Source organism: Aeromonas sp. S8(2024) (genome assembly GCF_041403085.1).
Lineage (GTDB): Bacteria > Pseudomonadota > Gammaproteobacteria > Enterobacterales > Aeromonadaceae > Aeromonas > Aeromonas dhakensis.
Map to the genome: position 1 here is coordinate 635977 of NZ_JBGLRF010000001.1, position 24361 is coordinate 660337.

22 protein-coding genes are annotated in these 24361 nt (G+C 62.9%); 11 read left to right on the forward strand and 11 right to left on the reverse strand.

The genetic code is table 11. The annotated features are described in order from the left end of the window. Positions 1-83: 83 nt before the first annotated feature. The 4 genes from ACB031_RS02755 to ACB031_RS02770 are packed head-to-tail and all read left to right on the forward strand — an operon-like array spanning position 84 to position 5186. Positions 84-860 carry a DapH/DapD/GlmU-related protein gene (locus tag ACB031_RS02755; RefSeq protein WP_258119423.1) on the forward strand — a complete coding sequence of 259 codons (777 nt, stop codon included), beginning with the start codon at positions 84-86 and terminating at the stop codon, positions 858-860. Continuing rightward, the gene (locus ACB031_RS02760) at positions 857-2056 is read left to right on the forward strand and encodes a glycosyltransferase (protein WP_371138944.1); all 1200 of its coding nucleotides are present in this window, start codon (positions 857-859) and stop codon (positions 2054-2056) included. The genes ACB031_RS02755 and ACB031_RS02760 overlap by 4 nt, the downstream gene beginning before the upstream one ends. Then, on the forward strand, positions 2056-4635 hold the full coding sequence (locus ACB031_RS02765; RefSeq protein WP_371138945.1) for a hypothetical protein: 2580 nt from the start codon (positions 2056-2058) through the stop codon (positions 4633-4635). The genes ACB031_RS02760 and ACB031_RS02765 overlap by 1 nt, the downstream gene beginning before the upstream one ends. Before the next feature lie 11 nt (positions 4636-4646). Beyond that, the gene (locus ACB031_RS02770) at positions 4647-5186 is read left to right on the forward strand and encodes a hypothetical protein (protein WP_371138946.1); all 540 of its coding nucleotides are present in this window, start codon (positions 4647-4649) and stop codon (positions 5184-5186) included. On the opposite strand, the gene ACB031_RS02775 is transcribed toward ACB031_RS02770, so the two are convergent. Both ACB031_RS02775 and ACB031_RS02780 read right to left on the reverse strand, forming a co-directional pair. Further along, a complete protein-coding gene (locus ACB031_RS02775; protein ID WP_371138947.1) occupies positions 5161-5613 on the reverse strand; it encodes a hypothetical protein in 453 nt (150 codons plus the stop codon). The genes ACB031_RS02770 and ACB031_RS02775 overlap by 26 nt on opposite strands. Continuing rightward, positions 5597-6418, reverse strand: coding sequence for a hypothetical protein (locus tag ACB031_RS02780; protein WP_371138948.1), 822 nt, complete (start codon positions 6416-6418; stop codon positions 5597-5599). The genes ACB031_RS02775 and ACB031_RS02780 overlap by 17 nt, the downstream gene beginning before the upstream one ends. A 94-nt stretch (positions 6419-6512) precedes the next feature. Here ACB031_RS02780 and ACB031_RS02785 point away from each other — a divergent pair, with 94 nt between their 5' ends. Continuing rightward, positions 6513-7361, forward strand: coding sequence for a DUF1194 domain-containing protein (locus ACB031_RS02785; RefSeq protein WP_371138949.1), 849 nt, complete (start codon positions 6513-6515; stop codon positions 7359-7361). A gap of 122 nt (positions 7362-7483) precedes the next feature. Continuing rightward, a complete protein-coding gene (locus ACB031_RS02790) occupies positions 7484-8524 on the forward strand; it encodes an IS481-like element ISAs19 family transposase (protein WP_371138950.1) in 1041 nt (346 codons plus the stop codon). A gap of 195 nt (positions 8525-8719) precedes the next feature. Here ACB031_RS02790 and ACB031_RS02795 read toward each other — a convergent pair whose 3' ends face one another. The 3 genes from ACB031_RS02795 to ACB031_RS02805 form a co-directional block, all read right to left on the reverse strand. Then, positions 8720-9124, reverse strand: coding sequence for a hypothetical protein (locus ACB031_RS02795; RefSeq protein WP_371138951.1), 405 nt, complete (start codon positions 9122-9124; stop codon positions 8720-8722). Positions 9125-9229: 105 nt separating this feature from the next. Then, complete coding sequence (locus tag ACB031_RS02800; RefSeq protein ID WP_371138952.1) at positions 9230-10141, reverse strand: hypothetical protein; 912 nt, start codon at positions 10139-10141, stop codon at positions 9230-9232. A gap of 371 nt (positions 10142-10512) precedes the next feature. Continuing rightward, entirely contained in the window at positions 10513-11916 is a 1404-nt protein-coding gene (locus tag ACB031_RS02805; protein WP_371138953.1) for a GumC family protein, read from the reverse strand. A gap of 160 nt (positions 11917-12076) precedes the next feature. Between ACB031_RS02805 and ACB031_RS02810 the strand changes: the two genes are divergently transcribed. Genes ACB031_RS02810 through ACB031_RS02820 form a run of 3 tightly spaced genes read left to right on the forward strand, consistent with a single transcriptional unit; the run spans position 12077 to position 15047 of the window. Further along, entirely contained in the window at positions 12077-13177 is a 1101-nt protein-coding gene (locus ACB031_RS02810) for a glycosyltransferase (RefSeq protein ID WP_371138954.1), read from the forward strand. A 44-nt stretch (positions 13178-13221) separates the two neighbouring features. Further along, positions 13222-14415 carry a glycosyltransferase family 2 protein gene (locus tag ACB031_RS02815; RefSeq protein ID WP_371138955.1) on the forward strand — a complete coding sequence of 398 codons (1194 nt, stop codon included), beginning with the start codon at positions 13222-13224 and terminating at the stop codon, positions 14413-14415. Then, complete coding sequence (locus tag ACB031_RS02820; RefSeq protein WP_010633836.1) at positions 14412-15047, forward strand: sugar transferase; 636 nt, start codon at positions 14412-14414, stop codon at positions 15045-15047. Before ACB031_RS02815 ends, ACB031_RS02820 begins: the two co-directional genes overlap by 4 nt. Before the next feature lie 490 nt (positions 15048-15537). Here ACB031_RS02820 and ACB031_RS02825 read toward each other — a convergent pair whose 3' ends face one another. The 6 genes from ACB031_RS02825 to ACB031_RS02850 form a co-directional block, all read right to left on the reverse strand. Then, entirely contained in the window at positions 15538-16539 is a 1002-nt protein-coding gene (locus tag ACB031_RS02825) for a glycosyltransferase family 4 protein (protein ID WP_208199476.1), read from the reverse strand. Positions 16540-16614: 75 nt separating this feature from the next. Beyond that, on the reverse strand, positions 16615-18102 hold the full coding sequence (locus tag ACB031_RS02830) for a SpoIIE family protein phosphatase (RefSeq protein ID WP_371138956.1): 1488 nt from the start codon (positions 18100-18102) through the stop codon (positions 16615-16617). 10 nt (positions 18103-18112) lie between these two features. After that, positions 18113-18781 carry a CpsD/CapB family tyrosine-protein kinase gene (locus ACB031_RS02835; RefSeq protein ID WP_005301417.1) on the reverse strand — a complete coding sequence of 223 codons (669 nt, stop codon included), beginning with the start codon at positions 18779-18781 and terminating at the stop codon, positions 18113-18115. 1 nt (position 18782) lies between these two features. Beyond that, entirely contained in the window at positions 18783-20888 is a 2106-nt protein-coding gene (locus ACB031_RS02840; protein ID WP_126881744.1) for an SLBB domain-containing protein, read from the reverse strand. Between the two features lie 17 nt (positions 20889-20905). Then, positions 20906-21322: a hypothetical protein gene (locus ACB031_RS02845; RefSeq protein WP_010633832.1), complete on the reverse strand. Its 417-nt coding sequence runs from the start codon at positions 21320-21322 to the stop codon at positions 20906-20908. Further along, positions 21319-21666: an STAS domain-containing protein gene (locus tag ACB031_RS02850; RefSeq protein WP_005301420.1), complete on the reverse strand. Its 348-nt coding sequence runs from the start codon at positions 21664-21666 to the stop codon at positions 21319-21321. Before ACB031_RS02850 ends, ACB031_RS02845 begins: the two co-directional genes overlap by 4 nt. A gap of 341 nt (positions 21667-22007) precedes the next feature. Here ACB031_RS02850 and ACB031_RS02855 point away from each other — a divergent pair, with 341 nt between their 5' ends. Together ACB031_RS02855 and ACB031_RS02860 are read left to right on the forward strand one after the other, a co-directional pair. Further along, positions 22008-22499: a molybdopterin-dependent oxidoreductase gene (locus tag ACB031_RS02855; protein WP_010633831.1), complete on the forward strand. Its 492-nt coding sequence runs from the start codon at positions 22008-22010 to the stop codon at positions 22497-22499. A gap of 8 nt (positions 22500-22507) precedes the next feature. After that, complete coding sequence (locus tag ACB031_RS02860) at positions 22508-24331, forward strand: ATP-binding protein (protein ID WP_371138957.1); 1824 nt, start codon at positions 22508-22510, stop codon at positions 24329-24331. Positions 24332-24361 lie beyond the last annotated feature (30 nt).

Consider the following 24361-nt stretch of genomic DNA (forward strand, 5'->3'; position numbering starts at 1 on the left):
GGCCCGATCCCTGCTAGATCCCGGCTAGTTACTGACAGTGGCAGGTCGGCCATGACGGCAGCAGAGCCAAGGGAGAGCACACCATGAACAGCATCAGCCTGTACCGAATGAAAACCTGGGCCAAGCAGGGAGAGACGCCGCTGGCCCGCCTGCTGTGGCGCCTTGCCAAGGGGGCCCGCAGCTGGAGCTTTCCGCTCATCCCGCCCCTGCACGGCCTGCTCTATCGTCTCTACCGGCTGGCAAGCCAGACACTCGCCACCCTGACCCGCACCCTCTGGTGGACGCCGCTGTTCCAGTCCCGCCTGCGTGCCCCCGCCCCCCGCCTCTATCTCTATGGCGGCATCCCCTTTATCAGCGGCCCGGTGTCAATCGAGGTGGGGGAGGATTGTCGCCTCAGCGCCGCCATGACCATCAGCGGCCGCCCCTCGAGCAAGGGGCCCGCACTCAGGATTGGTAACAACGTCGGCATCGGCTGGCAGACCACCATCGCCGTGGGCAGCCAGGTGGTGCTCGGCGACAACGTGCGCATCGCAGGGCGCGCCTTTCTCGCGGGCTACCCTGGCCACCCGCTGGATGCCCAGGAGCGGGCCCGGGGACTGCCGGATCGGGACGAGCAGGTCGGCGATATCGTGCTCGAAAATGACGTCTGGCTCGGCACCGGCGCCATGGTGATGGCAGGGGTGACCATAGGCGCGGGCACCGTGGTCGCCGCCGGCAGTATCGTGACCCATAGCCTACCCGCCGGGGTGCTGGCCGCGGGGGTGCCGGCCCGGGTGCTGCGCGCCCTCGATGCGCAAGATTGCCGCGACGCGCTGGCAGAGAGTGCCGCCAGCCGCCTGAGTGAGGAGAAACAGCCATGAAACCGTCGAGCGCACAGCCCCAACTGGTGGTACTGGGGGAAGACTGGGGTCAGCACCCCTCCAGCACCCAGCACCTCATCAAGCGCCTGCTGCCGGACTATCGGGTGCTCTGGGTCAACTCCATCGGCCTGCGCCGCCCCCGCCTCAACGTGCGCGACCTCGGCCGGCTCGGCCGCAAGCTGGGGGCCGTGCTGCGCCGCCCGGCCAAGGGCAAGGCGCAGGCAGCCGCCATCCAGAGCGGGCCGACCCCCCAGGTGATGCCGCCGCTGGCGCTGCCCCTGCCCGGCAGCCCGCTGGCGGGGCGGATCAACGGCCACTGGCTGGCGGCCCAGATCCGCCGCCAGCTGCCCGAGCTCGACAAGCCGCTGCTCTGGATCTCCCTGCCAAGCGCGGTGGATCTGGTAGGCAAGCTCGGCGAGCGGGCGGTGATCTACTACTGCGGCGACGACTTCTCGGCCCTGGCGGGGGTGGATCACGCAGCCATCGCCCGCTGCGAGGCCAGGCTGGTAGAAAAGGCAGACCTTATCCTCGCCGCCAGTCCGGCGCTGGCCAGCCGCTTTCCTCCCCATAAGACCCGGCTGCTGAGCCACGGGGTGGATCTAGGGCTCTTTATGCCCCCCCAACCCAGGCCGGCTGATCTGCCGAGCGGGCGCCCCATCGCCGGTTTTTACGGCAGCCTGAGCGACTGGATAGACGTCCCCCTGCTGGCTGACACCGCCCGCGCCCTGCCCCACTGGGATCTGGTGCTGATAGGGCCTAGGCAGACGGACCTGAGCCCGCTCGCCGGATTGCCGAACGTGCACCTGCTCGGCCCAAGGCCACACCACACCCTGGCCGCCTACGCCCAGCACTGGCAGGTGAGCCTGCTGCCCTTCGTCGACAACGCCCAGATCAGGGCCTGCAATCCGCTTAAACTGCGCGAGTATCTGGCGACCGGCCGGCCCGTGGTCAGCACAGATTTTCCGGCGCTGGACGGCTATCGGGCGCTGGTGCATCTGCCCCGCCCGGGCGACAGCCTGGCCCAGGCCATCCAGCGCGCCGCCCTCGACGCCCCCGCCCAGGACTGGTTTCAGCGCTACGAGTGGGAGGCGCTGACCCGGCACGAGGGAAAAGCGCAGCGCCAGCAGGCGGTGGCGCAGCAGAGCTGGGATCACAGGGCCGATGAGCTGAAAAACTGGCTGGCGGGGTTGCTCTGATGATCTGGCTGGGGGCGCGTTTGCACAAGACGCTCTGGCTGCAAGTACTCGGCCTGCTCACCCTCAGCCTGCCGGCCCTCTGTTTGACCATGGGAAGTTTGGCAATAGGAAGCACTGCGCTGGCGGCGAGCCGCCTTGATGGCCCCACCCCCTTGCCACTGAGCGGCGAGCAGACGCCCCAGCGGCTCACCTTCGAGCGCCTGCCTTGGGCCGTCGGGGCGGATGATGAACTGGTGATCGAGGGTCACAATCCCGCGGCCAGCCCCCAGACCCTGATCCTGCGGGTCGATGACGCCGCTTCGGTCAACTACCGCAGCCGGGTCAATCTGGAGCGGATCATCCCCCCGGGCCCTTTTACCCTGCGCTTTTCGTTAAGCGACTGGCGCACCGCCCAGCCCAGGACCCTGGCCCTCGACCAGCTCACCAAGCTCTATCTCTTTATGGCTGACGGGGCGGCGCCGCTCACCCTGACACGCTGGTACTGGTCCCCCGGGCTGACCCTGCCCGCCGGCACCATTGCCCTCGATCTGGGGGCAAGCGATGCCCCCCGCTTCACCGGTTTCGAGTCCCTGGCGCCGGGGGATCCGCGTCTGCTGGGCCACCCCAGCCCCATCTTGCGCCCCTCCGGCGATGCGCTGATCCGCGACGGGCTGCGCAACCTCGACGGCGTCAGGCTGGAGGTTCCCAAGGGGCGCTACCAGCTCACCCTCTGGCTCGACGATCCGGGCGAGTGGGAGTACCTGCCCCACCCCCTCGAGCGCAGCGTGCTGATCGACGGCGAACCGGTCTGGGCCGAGCGGATGCAGCCGGGCGAGTGGCTGGCCCAGCGCTATCTCGCCGGCCAGCAGCAGGAGGCGCTGCCCAATCCAGACCCCTGGCTGCTGTTTGGTGCCCGTCAGGGGGGGCCGGTCAGCCTGGTGCTCGAGCACCCGGGCGGCCCGCTCACCCTCACCCTGGGGGGCAACTCGCCGGATGCGAAATTTCTCGCCGGCCTGCTGCTGGCCCCCTATCCGGCAGCGGACAAACAGGCTGACGCCAAGGCTAGCCCTCACCCGCTGGCCGAAGCCACCCGACTGGTGCTGGCCAAGCAGCGCCAGCTCTTTACGGAGAAGTGGGCCCTAGCCCCCTATTCTCTGCCAGAATCCCCCGCTCGCCTCACCCTGACCCCCATCGCGCCGGGGCAGCCTACCTTGAGTGCCAGGGTCAGCCCGCCCCCCCCCGCCACTCCCGTACTGGCCGCCCAAGGCAGCCAGCTGCTGCTGGAGTTCGTCATCGAGACGCCCGAGGATGACGCCGCTCCCCTGCTGGTGATCCAGCCGCCGGCGGCCAACGGCGTCACCCTGCCGCTGACCCCCTACCACGGCCAGTGGCATCTGGTGCGCCCCCAGGCGAGCGGCACCCTGCTGCTCCCCTCGGATCAGGAGCTGGTGGAGGGGGTGACTGGGCTCACCCTCAAGCGCCGGGTGCCAAGGCGCCTGGTGCTGCATCTTCCCATCCCGCGAGATGCACCGGCGGGACGCTATCAGGGCAATATCCAGCTGCTCAGCCACCAGCAGCTGGTGCAGTTGCCATTGGACGTCGAGGTGCTGCCCCTGATCCTGCCCGCCGCCAGCAAACCGGTCGGCATCTACCTCGACACGCCCCCCTACCTTGGCTGGTTCGGCCAGGGCCCGGAGCTGGTCAATGCCCAGCTGGCCGCCAGTCGCTGCGATCTGACGCGGCTTGCCGGGCTTGGGATAAGCGGCGTGGCCCCCGCCCTGCCCCAGGATGAAGCCGGGATGCGCACCACCCAGGAGGAGGCCATCGGCCTTGGTTTTCACATGCCGCTGCTGGCCTACGCCTCCCTCAAGCGCTGGGGCAGCGACGCCAACAGCCGGCTCGATGCCTGGCAGCAGCGCCAGGCGGCCTTTCGCGCCCAGGGGCTACCCCCCCTGGCCTGGAGCCTGTTTGACGAGCCCGATCTCGGCGCCCTGCCCGCCATTCAAGCCATGGCCCGCGAGATGAAGCGGCGGGACCCCGCCGTGGTGCGGGCCGGTCACTTCAACCATCCCGCCCAGGCGCCCTTGCTTGGCGAGGTGGAGATAGCCCTGATCAACGCAGGCTTTGGCGCCGACAAGGCCGATGTGGAACGGGTGAGGGCCGCCGGGGCCGCCCCCTGGTTTTACAACCTCGGCACCCCGCGTGCCGCCGGCTTCTACCTCTGGCAGAGCGGGGCCAAGGGCTATCTGCAGTGGCACGGGCGCATGCCCACCGCCCTGCCCTACGACCCCACCGACGGGCGCGAGAGCGACTTTCTGCTGCTGGGCCCGCAGGCCTGCGAGGCTCATCGCCTCTCCTACGATCTGCTGCTGCTGCAACAGGGCATCGAGGATCTGCGCTGGCTCGCCTGGCTCGAGCAGGCGGCGCGCCAACAGGTGGAGGCGGCCCTGCTGCTGCAGCGACTGCGCGATTCGGTGCCCAGCCGCTGGCAGCAGGCCGAAGCACTCCCCGCCAACCGCTGGGCCAGCTTTCGCGGTGAGATTGAACAACTGGCCAAGCGCTTGAAAACATTGCAAACTGGAGCCAATTCATCCCCCTGACTGGCCAGCTTATGCCGCATCAGAACGTCACCAACATAAAGGCTTTTGGGCGCCAGAGTGCCGGGCGTCGCCCCCGCCACATCAAGCTTGCCGCAGGCTTGCTGCTCTCCTTGCTGCCCTCTTTGCTACCCTCTTTGCTACTCTCTTTGCTACTCAGTGGCTGTGCCCGCCAGACGCCCACCGAGGATCCCTTCCCCATGCTGGCGCAACTGCGCCAGCAGCAGCTGGCCGAGCAGGCCCAGCTGTCGCTGACTTATCAGGAGGAAGCGGTGATGTTGGCGGCGGATCAGGAGCAGCAGTTGCACCAGTTTCTTGGCCAGCGGGATCCGGCGAAGATAGCCCTTATCAGCGGCCCCGGGCCGCAGACCGACATGCTGGAGAGTGCGCGCCTTGCCAGCAGCCGCCTTGGCAAGCTGGCCAGCCTGCTCAGTGCCCGCGCCATCGAGCTCGAACCGCGCTACGACCCCATGCTGGCCCCGAACAGCCTGCTGATCCGGGTGTTGCCGGCCGACGCGGCGAGCCCCCTCAGCGAGGCTCGCCAGGCGCAATAAGGGCAAGACAGGCCGCAGGCAGCGCGGCCCGATAGAGGGGGGCCGGTGCATCGCCCCACAGCTTGTGCCAGCCCTGATTGAGCCGATAGGCCAGCAGTGGCAGCTCCGGGTGCCACTGCCCCCGAAACATCACCCCCTGCAGCTGGCCTTTGCCTGCGAGCCGTACCGACATGGCCTCCCGATCCGGGGCCACCGCCATCGCCTGCAAGACCCCGTCACAATTTGGGTGGCGCAGCCGGTAGCCCACATAGGTGCCCCCCAGCAAGGGGCTGGCCCCCTGCCGCTGCCAGCCGAGCTGGCGGAGCTCCTGCAGCATCTGGCGCGCGCCCTCCACCGGCTGGCGGTGCTGATAGCGCCACCCCATGGCGCCGGCGGAGGCCAGTGCCAGCAGCACCAGCCAGAGATAGCCCCTAATCGGTGGTGACATGGCGCCCCCTGCTAAACAGGATGGTCATCAGCAACAGCAGCACCAGCCACTGGTAGAGCTGGGCGAGCGTGCCGGTATGCAGCCAGCCGTACCAGCGCAGATCCAGGCTCATCAGCACCAGGCGCAGCTGGTTGCTGCCGATGTAGAGCAGCAAGACCAGCCCCAGCAGGGGCAACTGACGGTGCAGCGCCCGCCCCGGAGCGAGCCAGCAGGAGGAGACCAGCCAGGCCAGCGCCACCAGATAGAGTTGGGAGAACGAGGAGCAGCCCTTGAGCACGATCAGGGCATGGCCCCCCACCCGCTCGATGCGATTGCCGCTTTGCACCGTCTCCCACCCCAGCAGTTGCAGCCACTGACCCACGCCCCAGGCATCAAGCGCCAGCACGGGGCCGGAGCAGAGGGCAAAGAGCTGCTGCCCCCACAGCACGGCCAGGGTGAAGGCCACCACTATCTGCAGCGCGGCGCGCTCGTCCCAAGGCTGCTGGCGCCGCCACAGGCTCGCGGCCAGCAGCAGGCAGGCCAGCGCCTTGCAACTGGCGCTCGGGATCAACAGCAGCAGCGAGAAGAGCAGCAGAACGGCGCGGCCAGGTTGCCAGGCTGGCGCAACCCGCGATGCAATTTGCCACCAGATGGCAATCAGCAACACCACCAGCAGGTTGAAATGGCCCGTGTTGAGCCACACCATGGCCCACTGATTTAGCAGCCCCAACAGCAACCAGTTGGGCGCCCACTGCCAGGGACGGATCTCCATCGCCTCACCCCGCACTTGTTCGTTTTCATCCTGTGCGAAGACCGCAAATTTCATGCCTGCTGCTGATCCCTGCAAAGTGGCACGCTTTATTCATCCTCCCCATCGGCACTGAGGATCAGGGCCAGGCCCCAAGGAGAAGGAGTGAGCAATGAGACTAAAACCGTTGGCAGGGCTGGTGGGGATGCTGCTAGTCAGCGCCCCCGCCTACGCTTTGACCGAAGTGGATACCGAGCTGCAACTGCTGATGGATGTGTCGGGCAGCGTCAGCACGTCAGAGTTCAACCTGCAGTTGCAGGGCTATGTGGATGCGTTTTACAGCCAGGCGGTGCAAGACGCCATCCTGGATACCAGCGACGGCAAGCTGGGCACCATCGCCGTGCAAATGGTGATGTGGAGCGGCTCGACCCAGCAGGCGGTGATGACCGACTGGTTCTACCTCTATGACATGACCTCCATCAACGAGTTTGCCGCCACCCTGGACGCCCTGACACGCCCCTACTCGGGGATGACGGCGCCGGGCTCGGCCATGCAATTCGGCGCCCTGCAGTTCGATACCAACGATTTCACCGCCACGCGCCAGGTGATGGATGTCTCCGGTGACGGGATCCAGAACGCCGGGCTCGACACCGCCACGGTACGGGATCAGCTGCTCGCCTCCGGCATCGACACCATCAACGGCATCACCATAGGCCAGGACTACCCCGATGGGGTGCTGCAGGATTGGTATCTGAACAATATCGCCGGCGGCGAGGATGCCTTCGTCATCAACGCCACCACCTTCGCCGATTTTGGCAGCGCCCTGGAGCTGAAACTCGCGGCCGAGATTGAGGGGGGGATCATTCCGGAGGGTGCACTGGCGGCCCCCATCGAGGAGATCCCGCTGGCGGCCCAGCTGCTGCTCGGCATGCCCTTGCTGCTGGCCTGGCGCTATCAGCGCCGAACTCAAGGTCGCAACCAGCAGAACGCCGGATGGCAACGGATGCCGGTCATCGGCTAGTTAATCATCCCGTGTGTATAGAGATGGTATTCACCTGACAGTTGCCCACAAAAGGGAGTGGTCATACGGCTTCAAACCGGATAACAAAACGGTACCCCTACCGTGTTATCCGGAGTCACCGTATGACCACCAACGAGAAAGTAGCACGTCATAAACTCAGCCTGCTAGAGCTCGCCAAAGAGCTCAATAACGTCAGCAAAGCCTGTAAGCTCATCGGCTACAGCCGCCAGCAGTTCTACGAGATCCGCCGTAACTACCAGACCTATGGGGCTGAGGGCTTGATTGACAAACTCCCCGGCTGTAAAGGGAGGCATCCCAACCGGGTCGCTCCCGAGATTGAACAGGCCATCCTCGATTACTCTCTCACCAGACCAACCCATGGCCCGCTGCGGGTCGCGCAAGAACTCGCTCTGCAAGGCATCAACGTCAGTGCGGGCGGTGTGCGTGGCGTGTGGCAACGTCACGATTTGCTCTCCAAACATGACCGCTTGTTGCGCCTCGAGAAAACCCATAGGGAGCAGACGATTGAGCTCAATGACGAGCAAATTCGCCTGCTCGAGCGCTTCAGCCCCGAGTTCCGCGAACGCCAGATAGAGGTCCACTACACCGGGGAACTGGTGGCGGTCGACACCTTCTTCGTCGGTGCACTCAAGGGGGTGGGCAAGGTGTATCTGCAAACCGTGCTCGATTGCTACAGCCGCCACGCCTGGGGACGGCTCTACACCAGTAAGCTGCCGGTGACGTCGGTCCATGTACTCAACGAAACGGTGCTGCCGTTCTTCGAAGCCCATGAGGCACGGGTCTATACCATCTTGTCGGACAATGGGCGCGAGTTCTGCGGGCGCCCTGACCATCATCCCTACGAGCTGTTCCTGCAACTGGAGGGGATTGAGCACCGGACCACCAAGGTACGCAGGCCACAGAGCAACGGCTTTATCGAACGGTTGCATCGAACCTTGTTGGATGAACACTTCCGTATCAAAGGGAGGACAACCTGGTATGAGTCGGTGGAGCAGATGCAGACAGACCTGGATAGCTATCTGGAGCACTACAACAACCAGCGACCACATCAGGGCAGGATGATGGAAGGACAAACGCCCTACAGCATGTTCAAGAAGGGTCTGAAATTGATACCGAAGGAAGTGCGCACTAAAGTAGCGTAAACAAGACACCGGTTTGAGGCCGGTGTCAGGTGATAACTAGATCTGTACAGGGAGCTATGGCTCCCTGCTTTGTTGGACGAAGTATCGATTTTTAAGAAGATCCATTCCTTTCCTAGAACCTAACGCCGTTAGCAGCGGCCAAGCATAGCGAGGTCCAGCGAACATGGTGCGCGATGCTGCTTGGCCTTGTTAGCATTACTCGACTCTTCGCTGCTTTAGAATTTTGTTAATTTCATTAACAGCATTTCGCTCTTCTTTTTGAAACGCATTTGGCTCGACTGTTGCTTTTAGCGACTGAAAGCCAAGGAATGCTGACGCTCCACCCATAAGAATTGTAATTAAGTCGGTCTTTCCTTGATACATAGCCCAGATTGCAGCGGCAAACGCTAAAAGCACGGTTATCCCATAAATTGGTTTTAGCCGCTTAATTTTTTTCTTTTGCTCAATTTTGATGTTTTCTACTCGAAAAGGCCTATCCGCAAGAAGCTCTTCATTTGAGCAGTGTATATACAGCTTATGCTCTTGATACGAGTTATCTGTGACATTGAAGTCACCCTGTACATTTATCTTGCCATCATTATTAAAATCTCGCAAAGCCATACTCCTTCATGATTATTAATTCGTGCAAAAAGATTCTAACATCTTGCTCATCGGAAAACTGGAAGCGTAGTGAGTAACTTCTCCAAGCGCAGCAACTTTTTATATTTAAAAACCACCAAATTCAACCTTCTCTATTCCTTCACAAATCAACAATTCATTTAGCAATTCAATGGCCTCTGAGCGAATACTATTCAACTGTTCGCAAACGATATGATCTCGTATTTCTATAAAATTTGAATGCTCAACGATAATCCCATTTGACAATGCATTAGCTGCTATATCTCGGCATTTTTGTAGCCGATTGGATATTTTTGTTAATCCTTTTGGTTTTGGTGTTGGCAATCGTATCTGATCAATAACCCTGTCATTACGGTCTATTAGCCGACCAGTAGACACTGCTTGCTGAGTCGCTGATATTGCCGAGATGAAATCAGTAATTCTACTTTCACAATGGAATGGCGTTCTAAGTGCAGGCCGATCAAAAGCCATTGATAGTAGGTGAAGATAATGCTTTGTGCTGTCATATTCACGTCTATACTTCAACACATTTTCGTAGTACCTATACATCAATTCAGGATGATCGTTTAGAAACTCTACGTAGTCATCCCAAAACTTAATCGATACTTTTATCTTGAGCTCGCTCCTATTCAAAGATGCAACATGATTTTGAAGTTCTGCATCTCTAGGTCCAGAAGTGGCAATAACAAAACGATCTAAACCATGAGCAGAAGATTTGGCTTTTAACAACTCTTCATCAATTTCTTGAGCGGTCAAAGTATTAGATGGTGATTCATGCGAAAGTTTCGTTTTTAGCGTTCTTTTTTTACACTGTATTCCAGTTTGCTCGTGAGCATTATGGTTGTAACCAAAAATGTCGATCCCGCCTTGCGCTTGACCTGCTCTTCCATGTCTTTCGGCATAATCATCTTTCCACTGGATCTTGGCAATATCTAGAGTCAATCGTTCAAAGTCTTGCCAGTATGCTGGAGGAGATATATCTACTGGTATGCTACCCATAATGATCCTTCTTAAATTATTATTGAAATAAGGTGGAGACGAGAATAATGTGTTAGTAGCTCCGCCCAACCAATCGTCAGCACCACCTATAAATCATATTAAATCACTGCATTACCAACCAGCTTTTTTATAAGTGTATTATCAATGTTCTATACTAGCTCCACTTTTACCACTGTATAAAACCACAGTCAACAAGCAGAATGATAAAGCGTCACCAGATCTTTATTGTTACAATCACCCCCGAATTCGACGCAAACCATAGTCGTTGGTCAAAATACTATCTGAATGACATAAAAAAGGCCTCATTACGAGGCCTTATCAGAAATATTCGGGTTAAGAGTGGGGCCTGTCTTGACGGCCATGGGCAAATATCAACCCGGCACCTCCACCAGTGGCGGCTGGGCATGGGCCGCCTGGCCGCTGTGGGCATGCACGGGTTCGCAATAGGGAATGCGGCTTAGCACCGGCGCCTTGATAAGGGCTGCCAGCTGATCGGTGCGGCGCAGGCTGGTATCCGCCAGTTCAATCAGCAGCGCCAGACCGCAGCCTAACCCGAAGCCCCCCACCATGCCGGCGATCAGAAATAGCCAAAGCGGGTAGTTGCTGGGTTTGCTTGGGGCGAAGGGCCTGTCGATCACCTTGATCCGCTCGCCAGGCTCAAAACTGCCGAGCGCCCCGGTCACCTTGGCCTTCTCGTAGCGCAGCAGCAGATCCTGATAGAGGGAGCGCTTGACCTCGAGATCGCGCTCCAGCTCCGCCAGCTGGCTCTCCGTTTCACCCTGGGAGGCCACCACCTTGTTCAGATCGTCGAGCTGGGCCTGCAGCGCGGCGGCATTCTGCTCGGCCTCGGCCAGCTGGGCCCTGGCCTGATCCCATTCGGGCCCGACTGCCACGCCGGGTTGGCTCTTCTGCTGCTCCAGCTCCTGTTGCAACTGTTCAATCTGGTAGCGCAGGCTCTGCACCTCGCTGTGCTGATCGCTGTAGCGCACCCGCAGCAGGGCCAGCTCGGTTTGCATCTGCTGCAACTTCTCCTCCAGGCTGCGGGTCGTGGCCCCCTCCTGGCCGTGGGAGAGCTGCTCGACCCGGGTCTTGGCCTGCTGCAACTGAAGCAGGCTCTCGGCGTGGCGCTCTTTCAGGCCGTAGAGCCGGGCGGCGTTGGCATTTTGCTGATCCGGCAGGGCGCTGGCATGTTCGCGCTTGAAATCCGCCAGCAGTTGTTCGGCCCCCTGCAGCTCGCTGCGCCGGCTGTCGAGCTGGCTTTGCAGGAATCGCTCGGAGGACTCGGCCGACTGACGCCCCTTGTTCAAGAGGTTGAAGAAGAAGCGGCGCGAGACGGCCTCCAGCAGGCCGGCGCTGCTCTCGGCCGAGTCGGCTTTCACCTTCAGCTCGATCACCTCGTCCCCGATGAGACGGATGGAGACGGACGCCGAGAGCCAGTCCATGATGGCGTCGCGCTTGGCCGGCGGGGTGTTGTCATCCACCAGCTTGCGGTCCCGTGCTACCCCGTCCATCACGTAGCGGCTGCGCAGCATGGCCTCCAGCACCGCGAAGCGATCCTTGAGGCTCTCCTGGGTGATCAGATCCTTGAGGGTCGGCGTCTGGTTGGAATCCTGCGGCACCATGAAGGTGGTGCGGCTCTCGTACACCTTGGGGCTCAAGAGACCGATCCCCACCCCCACCAGCGGCATGACCAGGGCCGGCATCAGGATGAGATAACGGCGCCGCCAGGCGGCGAAGAGGATGATGTAGAGGTTGTAGTAGAACTGGACCGGCATGGCGTCACTCCCCTCAAGGCAGGTATGGCATTCCACGAATGGAGGAGGAAATGCAAGGGTAATGCCAGCAAGCGGGCCAACATGGCAGACGTTGTGGTACAGGATTCGCATAGTCCCGCCAAGGGGCCCGGGAAGGGCCGACAACTGTGAGGAGAGCGCCATGCCCACCACCGCCCGGTCAGCCAGCACCGCCATCGTGCAAATCGTCCAGCACCTGCAGCCTGGGGGGCTGGAGACCATGGTGCTCAACCTCAGCCAGGCCAACGAGTGCCACCAGCCCATGCACATCATCTCGCTGGAGGGGAGCAAGGAGGCGCTGCTCGCCGCCTGGCCCGCCCTGGGGCCGTTCGCCGGGCGGATCCACTGTCTGGACAAGCCCGCCGGCTGGTCGCTGACCACCCTCTATCGCCTCATCCGCTTGCTGCGCCAGCTGCGGCCGGCAGCGGTGCACACCCACCATCTGGGCCCGCTGCTCTATGGCGGGCTGGCCGCCCGGCTGGCCCGGGTGGCGAGCCTTATCCACACCGAGCATGACGCCTGGTATCTCGACGATCCCCGTCAGCGCCAGCTGGCCGGGCTTGGGCTGCGCACCTTGCGGCCCACCCTGGTGGCAGACGCCACCCCGGTGGCGCACCAGCTGCAGGCGAGGCTCGGCGCCATCCAGGCCCAGGTGATCCCCAACGGCATCGACGAGGGGCGCTTCGTCCCGGGCCCCGCCGAGCTGGCGCGTCAGGCGCTGGGCTTGCCCCTCGGGGTGAGGCTCATCGGCTGCGCCGCTCGCCTTGAGACGGTCAAGGGTCACCACCTGCTGCTGGAGGCCGTGGCGCGGCTCTCCCCCGAGGTGCATCTTGCACTGGCCGGGGTGGGCAGTTTGCAAAATGCGTTGCAGCAGCAGTGCCGACTGCTGGGGATTGCCCATCGGGTGCACTTTCTCGGCCTGGTGGAGCAGATGCCCCGCTTCTATCAGGGGCTGGATCTCTTCTGCCTGCCGTCGCTGGCGGAGGGGATGCCCCTGTGCGTGCTGGAGGCCCAGGCCTGCGGCGTGCCGGTGGTGATGAGCGCGGTGGGCGCCGCCGCCGATATCGTCTGCCCGGCCAGCGGTCAGCTGCTGGAGGCGCGAGATCCCGCCCTCATGGCGCAACTTCTGGCACAGGGGTTGCTCAACTCTCGTGGCCTGCGCACCGTCACCCGTGAATTTGTCTGTGAACAGGGCAGCCTGAGCCGGATGGCTCAAGCCTATCAGGTGCTGTACGCCCGCTGAGGCGATGCCACCAACACGCGAAGAGACAGCAAAAGGAGCCTCCCATGGAATGGATCATGATCGTGTTCTGGCTGTGTGCAGCCCTGGTGGTGTACCACCATGTGGGTTACCCCCTGCTGCTCAAATGGGTCGGCAAACGGGCCTGCTCGCGCCAGCACCAACCGACCCCGCACCAACGGGGTTTTCGGGCCGAGGTCGGCGATGAGCAGCTCCCCGCCATCACCCTGGTGATGCCCATCTACAACGAGGCGACCACCCTGGCGGCCAAGCTGCAGAATCTGGCCAGCCTCGACTACCCGGCCGACAAGCTGGCGGTGCACCTGCACTTTGATGGCTGCACCGACGACAGCTATGCCATTGCCCTCTGCCAGCTCGGGGATCCCGCCCTGCTGCAGCTGCAGATCCGGCTGTTCGAGCACCCGCGCAATCGCGGCAAGGTGGCCGTGCTCAACGAGGCGATGACCCAGATTGACACCCCCCTGGTCGCCTTCAGCGATGTGTCGGCCCTGCTGCCCATCGACAGCCTGCTGCTGGCCGCCGCCCACTTTCAGGATCCCGCCGTCGGTGTGGTGGGCGAAGCCTATCGCTTCTGGCAGCCAGGCTCCCAGGGTGAGGCCAGCTACTGGCGCTATCAGAGCCAGATCAAGCTGTGCGAATCCGCCCTTGGCAGCATGCTGGGGGCCCACGGCGCCTTCTACGTGATGCGCAGTGACTGCCTGGCGCCGCTGGCGCCCGATACCATCAACGATGACTTCATCCTGCCGATGCAGGCCATCGCCAGGGGCTACAAGGCGGTCTATGACAATCGCTGCGCCGCCCTTGAGCTGGAGGTCTCCGATGCCCAGCTGGAATCCAAGCGCCGCAAGCGCATCGGTGCCGGCAACACCCAGCAGTTGCTGCGTCTGCTGCCGCTGCTGCACCCCAGATTCGGCTGGGTGGCGTTCAACTTCGCCAGCGGCAAGGGCTTGCGGGTGCTGATGCCCCTCTGCCTGACCCTGCTGTGGCTGTGCGCCATTCCGCTGGCCATCCACTCGCCGCTGTTCGCGGCGCTGCTGGCCGGTCAACTGCTGGGCTATGCCCTAGTGCTGCTGATCCAGCTCACCCCGCTGCACAACTGGCCCGGTCTGTTTCGCAAGATCCACTATCTGGTACTCGGACACTGGTACAACGGCATCGGCTCCCTGCGCTACGGCCTGCGGATGCTGACCCGCCCCACCTCACAGGAGAGAGCAGCATGAAACACCCCATCCCCAAAGCGACCCAGGTGCTCAAGCGCATCATGGATCTGGCCGGTGCCAGCCTCGGCCTGCTGCTGACCCTGCCCCTGTGGCCACTCATCATGCTGGCCATACGGCTCGACAGCCCGGGCCCGGTGTTCTTTCGCCAGCTGCGCATTGGCCGCAGCCACGCCAGCCACACCGAGCTCTTCTTCATGATCAAGTTTCGCACCATGCGCGCCGATGCCGAGGCGGGCACGGGGCCGGTCTGGTGTGGCAAGGCCGACAGCCGGATCACCCGCAGCGGCAACTTCCTGCGCAAGACCCGGCTCGACGAGCTGCCCCAGTTCCTCAATGTGCTCAAGGGGGAGATGTCGCTCATCGGGCCGCGGCCGGAGCGCCCCGGCATCGCCAACCGGCTGGAGGATGCGGTGCCCTTCTTTATCGAACGCACCTATGAAATAGCCCCCGGCATCACAGGGCTGGCCCAGGTCAATCAGGGCTACGACGAGTCGCTGGACGATGTGCGCAGCAAGCTCGCCTTCGATCTCGCCTACTCGGTGACCCTGCTCCACCCCTGGCGCTGGCTGCTGCAGGACATGCAGATCATCGGCAAGACGGTCGCCATCATGGTGGGCAAGAAGGGGCGCTGAGCCTCACCCTGCTGCCGGATTTCGGGCCACTGCCTAGGCGGTGGCCCTCTGCTTTTCCCCCCTCAGCCACGCCAGCCTGTCGGGCCTGCATCCCCTTTTTATTTCATTGCCGACAGCGGGCCGCGCCAACGCTGCCCTCACTCGCATCTCTTACCAGAACGTCGCCCCTCGCCATCCCGAGCGGTTTGAACCGCCCCCTTTCCCCGGCGCCTGCTCTGGCTCCCTGCCAGGGGAGCCAGAGGTCGCGGCCTGCTTCTATAGCGAGGTGTTCGTGGGCAAGCGGCTTGGCGCTGCCTGTGCTGTGTCACCTCGTCAGGAGCATCGCGGACTGAGGCATACAGCCGCACCATCTCCTGCGCCAGATAGGCAGAGCAGAGAGCCCGAGGCTGGCAGGGAGAGGGGTTGACCAAAGGCGCAGCGTACAGCCATAAAAAAAGCGAGTGGCCTGGCCACTCGCTGCGCTTGCTGGCGGTGTGCCGGCGGCTCGGGATCAGCCGCCATAGACCGCCAGGATGTCGCTCACCCTGTGGTTGACGCTGTAACCCCGGGCGATGGTCTGACGGGCAGCCAGGCTCATGGCGCCCCGCGCCTGCTCGTCGCGGCTCAGCCAGTAGTTGACGATGGCCGCCATGTCCTGCACCTGGCCCGGCTCCACCAGCCAGCCGTTGGACTTGTGGTCAATCAGCGACACCAGCCCTCCCACCGCAAAGGCGCAGACCGGAATGCCGTGGGCCATGGCCTCCAGCGCCACCAGCGGCAGCCCCTCGAAGCGGGAGGTGATGCAGAGCAGATCGATATGCTGCCACTCGTCGGCCATCCGGCGAAAACCGTGAAACTCGACCCGATCTCCATACTGCATGCTGAGCTCTCCCATCAGCGGCCCCTCACCATAGAGGTGAAAACTCCCCTCCGGGCAGAAGGCGGCCAGCTGGCAGAACGCCTGGGGCCCCTTCTCGGCAGAGAGGCGGCCGACGAAGGCGATACGGTTGCCCGCCACCGCCACCGGGGCGGCAGGCATGGGGACAAAATTGCTGATGACGGTGCTCGGCACAGGCAATCTGCGGGCAATGGGCTCGCTCACTGCGATGCACTTCGCAAAGCGGGCCGTGAACCGGTCGAGCCAACTGTAGAGTTTCAGCAAGCCCTCCCCGTCATCCCCGCTGTGAAAGGTGGAGACCACGGGCTTGCCGCTGCACCAGGCAGTGAGGCGCCCCAGGATCCCGGCCTTGTAGCCGTGGGTGTGCAGCAGCACGAAGCCGGGCTGGCCAGCCAGCACCCGCACGAAGTCACGGCTGTTGCGACAGACCCGGTATGGCAGCCCCTGTTGCCTCAGCAGAGTGACAAAGGGGGTCATACCGTGATCCGCCACCAGCACTATGGTGGTGTTCAGACCCCGCGCCAGCAGATCGCGGGCAAGGTGGGTGATGTGGATCTCTATCCCGCCGACCTGGCGGGCATCAATGGCGAGCCAGACCTGATGTGTTGGCAACATGGGCAACCTCCTCTGGTGGCGTCGGGCCACCTGCAGCGGGGGTTTTGCATAGAGTGTGCCAGCAGTTTTGGCGCCTCAGTCGGCAGGAAATGCCACCAGCAGCAGGGTCATGTCATCCGGGGCCTTGTCGGCCCGCTCGTCAAACCAGGTGGCGATGGCCAGGGCCAGCTGCTCCAGGCCAAGCGCAGGGGTGAGACAGATCTGCTGCAGCTGCGCCTCCCACAACTGGCGCTCGGCGGGGTCCCGGCTCTCCAGCAGGCCATCGGTCCAGAACAACAGGCGCTCGCCCGGCTGCAGCTGATGCTCGCAGGTCTCGAAGTGGGGATCCGGTCGCAGACCGGGCAAGGGACCGGTGACGCCGAGCGGGTGCATTCCGTCCGCCCCGATGAGCCAGGGGGCCGGGTGCCCGGCGCTGGCCCAGCGAACGCGGCCCGCCTCCCCCAGCTCGATGCAGAGGGTGGTGAGCAGGGTCGCCCCCAGCAGGGGATCGCTGTGCACGGCGGTGGAGAGGGTGGTCAACAGGCTGGCAGGAGATCGCTGCTCGCTCTGGGCGGTCAGCAGACCGCGCAGATAGCCCGCGTAGGCGTGGGCGAAGAACTTTGCCTCGGCATCGTGCCCCATCACGTCCCCGAGCCACAGCACCCGCTCCTTCACCAGCAGGAAATCCCCCCCCCCCACGGCGGCGGCGCGGGTCTGCAGCGCCAGCTGATAGCCGTGCAGCTGGTTGGCCGGCAGCAGGGGGCGCAGGGCCGAGGTCATCCGCTGATCCAGCTGATCCCCCCACTGGGCCTTGAGCTGGGCCGACCGCTTGAGCACCCGGGCGACCGCCAGCTGCAGCGCCTGCTTGGTGATGGGCTTGATCAGGAAATCATCGATGCCAAGGGCGCCAGCCCGGCTCTGGGTCCATTGATCATGGTGGCCGGTCAGAAAGATGAAGGGGACCCCGCGCATCTTGGGATCCTTCATCAGCTGCTGGCGCAGGGCGAAGCCGTCGATCCCCTCCATCTCGATATCGGAGAGCACCAGGTCCGGCGGCTGGCGTCCCAGCGCCTGCAGGGCCGCCAGAGGATCAGCAAAGCTGTCGACCTGATAGTTGTCGTGCAGATAGCCGGTGAGCAGGGTGCGCATCACCTTGTCATCATCGATCACCGCCACCATGGGCATCCGCCGGGGAGCGTGCCGGGCCCGCAGGGTCACCCGGTTGCGTCCCTGCTGGTGACTGAAGCTCACTTCCTCAAACAGGCTGTGCACCAGCGCCAGACCATAGCCCCCCTCCTGCGGCTCTGCCGGCAGGGGGTTGGCCGCCAGCGCGGGCTGGGGCCCGCCGTCATCATCCAGTTGCAGACTCAGGCCCCACTCATCCTGCTGCAGGGTGAGCCAGAGCTGGCTCGCCGGCGGCTCCCCATGACGCACGATATTGGTGGCGAGCTCGCTGAAGCAGAGCAGCCAGTTGGCCTGCTCCTCGGGGGCAACCTGAAACAGCGCCAATCCTTGCGCCAGACGGCCACGCAGCTCGCGTACCGACTGCAGGGTGGCGGGGGCGGATCGCAACCACTCTTTCATATCATCTCCCTCAGATCCGGAAGTTGAGCAGCATGCTGCGCCGGCACCAGCGTTTGAGCCACTCGGTCAGCCGGTTGCTCGGCAGCCGGTTGAGTTCGCGCAGGATCTCGCTGGCCAGCCCCGGATTGACCCTGTCGTTGAACACGGCCCCCAGCAGATTGGCCTCGGCCCGGGTCAGCTTCTCCACCGCGCTCTGCACCATGGTGGTCGGCGTCACGCCGGCCAGCACCACCAGCAGGGCCCCCTCGCAGGCGGCGCACACCTGATCCGCCGGGATATTGCCCCGGTTGAGGGCATTGAGGGGGGAGGTATCGAACAGCACAACATCATAGTGCTCGAGCCAGCGCACCAGCAGGGCGCGCAGGGTCTCCTTGTTGCGAAAGGCCATCAGATCCTTGCCCGGCGCCGGCAGCACCGCCAGGGCGTGACCCTGGTGTTGGGGCTCGGGCACGTCGTTGGGCCCCCAGGCCTGGCCGGCGGGCCGGCCCGGGTGATAGAGGTTGAGATCCACCAGCAGGGTCTTGAGGCCGTCCGCCTCGGCGCGCCTGGCCAGCGCCTCGCAGATGGTGCTGACCCCCTCGCCCCCCTCGGCCGAGGTGACCGCCAGGGAGCGGATCCCCCGCGCCAGGGTCGAGGCGTAGAGCGACTCCAGTTCCAGGTACTGGATCGGGATGCTCACGTTACAGGGTTCCCACCAGGGCGACCACCGAGATGGTGGTGAGAATGTCGCGCATCCCGTCCATGAAGATGGCCCAGTTGCTGCTTTTGCTGTCGGGGATGAAGACGGTGTCCCCTGCCCTGAGCACCGGCAGCTTGCTGAAATCGGGCTCCTTGGCAAAGCCGTCCAGATCGAAGGTACGGGCCTGATCCCCCTGGCCGCTGACGGCCATGTTGATCACCACGATCTTCTTGATGTAGGCCGAGCTGGTGGGCCCACCGGCTTCCGCCAGCAGATCCAGCAGGGTCATGGAGGAGTTGAAGCGATAGCGGCCCGGCCGGGCGATGGCCCCCAGCACCCGTATGGTGTTCTCCTTGGGCTCGTCGAGCCAGGGGCGGTTCTTCTCCGGCAGGTATATGGAGTCCCCCGGCAGCACCTTGGGCAACAGTGTTTCGTCGCCGGTCTCGAAGTAGAGGGCGAGATCCAGCTTGCTCACCCGCGCCGTGCTGCCGTTGCGATGGGCGATGCGCACGTTGCGCAGGTCTGCCGCCTGGGTCGGGCCGTCTGCCGCCGAGAGGATGTCGATGAAGCCCATCTCCTCGTTGAAGGCGTAGCGACCGGGGGCGCCGACCTGACCGAAGATGTAGATGGAGCTGTCCGGCGACTGGCGTACCCACTGGGATTTGTTGTCGCTGGGATCGGTGGGCAGCTCGGGGATCATGATGGTGAAGCCGGCGTGGATCCTGGGCAGGCTGCCAAGGGCCCCCCCCTGATGGAGAAACTTGTCGAGATCGAAGATGGTCGGGGTCGCCATGCCCCCCTCCGAGGTCAGGATCTGCACCTTGGCGATGTCGGCCCGCTCGTTGGGACCACCGGCATGAGCGATGAGATCGAGCAGCGACATCTCGTCAGACCATTCATAGCGGCCGGGAATGCGCACCGCCCCCATCACCATCACCGCCCGCCCCGGCGCCACCTTGAGCCAGGACTTTTCGTTGATGTCGGTCTTCTCCGGCACGAAGATGGCGTCGCCCGGCCTTATCTGCGGCAGGTTTTTCTGCATGCCCTCGGTATAGGCCTGCAGATCGATGGGTTCGACCGCGCCGTTGGTGCGCAGCAAGCGGATCTGGCGGCTCTCGGCATAGCGGGTCGGCCCGCCGGCGTTGGCCAGGATGTCGAGGAAGGTATCCCCCTCCCGCCCCTCGTAGGCGCCGGGCTTGAACACCTCCCCCATGATGTAGATGGTGCGCGCCCCGCGCTTGATCTGCTCCTCGTCCTTGGGCACGAAGATGGTGGCGCCGGGGGCCAGTGCCGGCAGCAGCTTGTTGTTGCCCGAATCGAGGTAGGCCTTGAGATCGAACAGTTCGGGGGCATCCCCGTTGATCACCCGGATCCGCTCCACCCCGGCAAAGCGGGTCACCCCGCCGGCCCGCATCAGCAGATCCACGATGGAGTTGCCGCTCTTGAAGCTGAAGGCGCCTGGGCTGTTCACCTCGCCAAACACCTTGATCGCCTTGCCGGTGTCGCCATCCCCACCGGCTGCCAGGGTGGCGGCATCGAAGTCAATCTGGACGTTGCCGATAAGGGGGGATGCGGGCACGAAGACCACGTCGAGAGATTGCAGCGGGGGCAAGAGACCGGCATCGCCGGTATCGAGATAGCGCTTGTAGTCGAAGCTGGAGACGGTGTCGCCGCGGCGCACCTGCATGTTGTTGAGCTGGGCCCCCGGCACCAGGCCGCCGGCCGCATCCAGCGCCATCTGCACGTTGCCATCGGGCGCCAGATCATAGCTGCCGGGCTTTTTGACATAGCCCATGACGCTGATGAGCAGCCGCTTTTCCAACAGGGTGATGGTCAGCTGGGAGAGGTTGTTGTAGACGGGCTTGAGGGCGGTGCGAATGATGGCGTCCGCCTCTGGGAGCGTCTTGCCGCCCACCACCACGGTACCCACCTCGGGCAGTTTGATTTCACCCTGCTTGTCGATCTGGAAGGGCTTGTCGAAGGCGGCCTCCCCCGGCTGCACGATTGAGAGCCGATCACCCGGCGCCAGCAGGGTGCTTGCCAGCAGCGGACAGGTAAACAAAAACAGAACAACCGCGATAAATCCCTTGATAGCGCCCCGATCCATAGACATCCTTTTTATTGTTACGTTTGCCTCCACTGACGCAACGGAAGTCCAGACCAGCTCCGGCTACAACCACCACTGGTGGTCTTTTCCAGCTGCAAACGCACCTGCTTCAACGACTCGGCCAGCATGGCCTGACGCCAGGCTACGTCGGCCCAGAGTCGGCCATGTACATCCCGTACTATATCAACTCGTTGAGATTGTAGCTGTTTTAGCCCAGCCGGCATGCAGTCGCGCAGACCCGCCTGCTGCAGGCTGACCAGTTGCTGATCGAGCTTCTGTTGACGCTCATCATAACCTGACAGCAGGCGTTGTTCATCCTCATTTAACGGTAACCAGGTGGGTCTCAGCTCGGCCATTCCCCCCTTGCCCTCGGATGGCCATTGCGCGCAACCCGCCATCAGCAGCGAGATCCCGAGCACAAGCCAGTGCTTCATGATGCCACCACCATGCCGGATGACTGCATGTAGGCTTTCACGTTCTCATGACAGGGGATGACCCGGTTGATGTGCAGCATGTCCAGCAGATCGCGGGGTTGCCCCGGACCACAGATGATCTCCAGATGATGGCCGTTCATCACCAGCCGCTTGTGGAGAAACACCAGAGCCCCGATCCCCGAGGAGTCGATGAAGTGCACGTCTCGCAGATCCGCCAGCACATCACCTGTGTACTCCGACAGCTTTTCAAATAAGGGGCGCAATTCACTGACGGCCATCGCATCAAACTCGCTTTCCAATGCCACAACCTGAGTGTCGTTAAGGGTGTAGGTCATGCTTTCCATGTTGAAGCTCCTTGTCTATGCCAGGACGGTTTAGTTCCATGCCATACCCAGTAAAGCAAGAGCCGTGCCTGGCAAGAAAAAGACCCAAAGAAACCCTGTTTTTCACCTTAACTAGAGAAGCACATCGGCCACGGCAAGGGGAGAATTCCTTGCCAATTTGCAACATGGCTCATCCTTCTCATTGCAAAATGCGATGAAAAGGCACCCTCACCCCCTCTTCACCCCCGCCTAAGCCACGCCAGCTGCCGCTTTCCACTATCAGGCACGCTTATTGCCTTGCCTCTATGCCAGGCCCGCCGTTGCCCTGGCATCTGCTTCTCACGGTTCCATGGAGGAAGGTTATGAGACTCAATTTTTATGTGGCTCCCCTGCTGGCCATTCTTTGCGCTACCGCCCAGGCGACTCCCGATCCCGACAGCGCCCAGCTCAGGGTGGAAGGCGCCATTACCCAGCCCAATTACCAGCAGGACGCCCTGTGGGACACCGCCATGCTGGATCAACTGCCCGAGTACGAGATCAAGACTCACACACCCTGGTATGACGAAGAGAAGACCTTCCGCGGCCCCCGTCTGAGCGATCTGCTGGCCAAGGTGGGCGCCAGCGGCAAGCAGCTGACCATCACGGCGCTCAACGACTACTCGATCCAGGTGCCCACCAGCGATGCCGCCCAGTATCAGGTGATCCTGGCCCGCAGCATCGATGGCAAGCCGCTGTCGGTGCGTGACAAGGGGCCCCTGTTCCTGATCTACCCGTTTGATCAATACCCCGAGCTTCGCAACAAGCTCTATTACGGCCGTGCCATCTGGCAGATCAACAAGATCAAGGTGGAGTGAACCGCATCATGCAATCCATGGCAGCCAGTCAGCGCTCCCTGTTCGTCGTGCTCTGCGTGCTGTTGCTGGCGTTTGCCGGTATCGGTACCGTCCAGTACCGGCAGTTCGAGGAGCTGCAGCACAGCACCAGTCAGGGTGAAGACAACGTCATGTGGAACTATTTCCAGCTCTACAACGAGGCGCTGCGCTTTCAAAATGCCCTGAAAAATGAGCCGCAGGTCAAGTTCCAGCTCAGATACGACATTCTGGTCAGCCGGATTGAGCTGGTGCTGGAGAGCAAGGATCGCAACCTGCTGCAACATACCCAGATTTATCAGCAGGCCAGCAAGGAGATGCGCCGCTTCATCGCCCTGGCCGATCTCTGGCTCGGGCCGGTCCAGCACAAGCCGCTGGATCAGGCGGCCCATCAGCAGCTTGATCAACAGCTGACCGCCCTGCTCCCCCAGCTCCACCAGCTGACCCTGGAGGTCAACGAGCAGGCGACCCTGCTTGACGTCGCCCGCCGCGAGGGGGTTCGCCAGCAGATCATCACCACCAGCCTGATCGCGGCCCTGCAGTTTGCCCTGCTGTTCGTGCTGGCCCTGCTCATCTGGCGGCAGATGAATATCTCGTTCCTGCAGCACAAGCTGATGCAGCAGCTCAACGAGAAGCTGGTACGGGCCAATCGCGAGGCCGAAGCGGGTCAGCGGGCGAAAAGCAGCTTTCTGGCCAACATGAGCCACGAGATCCGCACCCCCATGAACGGCATACTCGGCATGTTGTCGCTGCTGGCGGATCGCACCATGGCCCCCAGAGAGCGGGAGTACCTGGAGACGGCCCGGGAGTCAGCCAACCATCTGCTGGGGCTGCTCAACGACATTCTGGATATCTCCAAGCTGGAAGAGGGGCGCATCGAGCTGCAGCTCGTGCCCCACCATCTGCCCAAGCTGCTGGAGGACATCCGGGCCCTGATGCAGAGCAATTGCGATGCGAAGGGGATCAAGCTCAGCCTGACCCTGGCCCCCAACACGCCCGAATGGCTGATGATGGATCCCCTGCGGGTGCGCCAGATCCTGTTCAACCTGCTGAGCAACGCCATCAAGTTCACCCATCAGGGCGAGGTGAACATCAGGGTGGACAGCCAGCCGCTGGACAAGGAGCGTCATTCGATTCGGATCGCGATTCAGGACACCGGCATCGGCATGAGCAAGTACCAAATGGGCAACCTGTTCCAGCGCTTCTCCCAGGCCGACATCTCCATCACCCGCCAATATGGTGGCTCGGGGCTGGGCCTCGAGATCTCCCGCAACCTCGCCCGCCTGATGGGGGGCGACATCTCGGTCGAGAGCCACGAGGGGTTCGGCAGCACCTTTACCTATCTCTGGCCTGCCCAGGCGACCACCCCGTCGATGACCAGCCTGCCCAGCAAGCCGATCAGTCAGGAGAGTTATCGCATCTTGCTGGTGGACGACAACGCCACCAATCGCAAGGTCATCGGTGCCATGCTCGCGTCTGCCGGCCATCGGGTGACGCTGGCGCTGCAGGGGGAAGAGGCGCTGGCAAAGCTGGCGCAAGAGACCTTCGACATCGTGCTGATGGATGTGCAGATGCCGGTGATGGACGGGCTGGCAGCCACCACCCATATTCGCGCCTCGCGCCAGAGCTGGGCCGACATTCCCATCATTGCCCTGACCGCGGATGCCATGCCCGAGTCGAAGCAGTACTACCTGTCCCACGGCATGAATGGCTATATCACCAAGCCCATCAGCAAGGAGCTCTTGCTGGGCGAGATCAACCGCCACCTGGTGCGCGAGCAACGCAAGCGCACCATGACCTTGGGCAATCAGGCTTGAAGCGGCGCCGCGGCGCCCGAACGCAGCGGC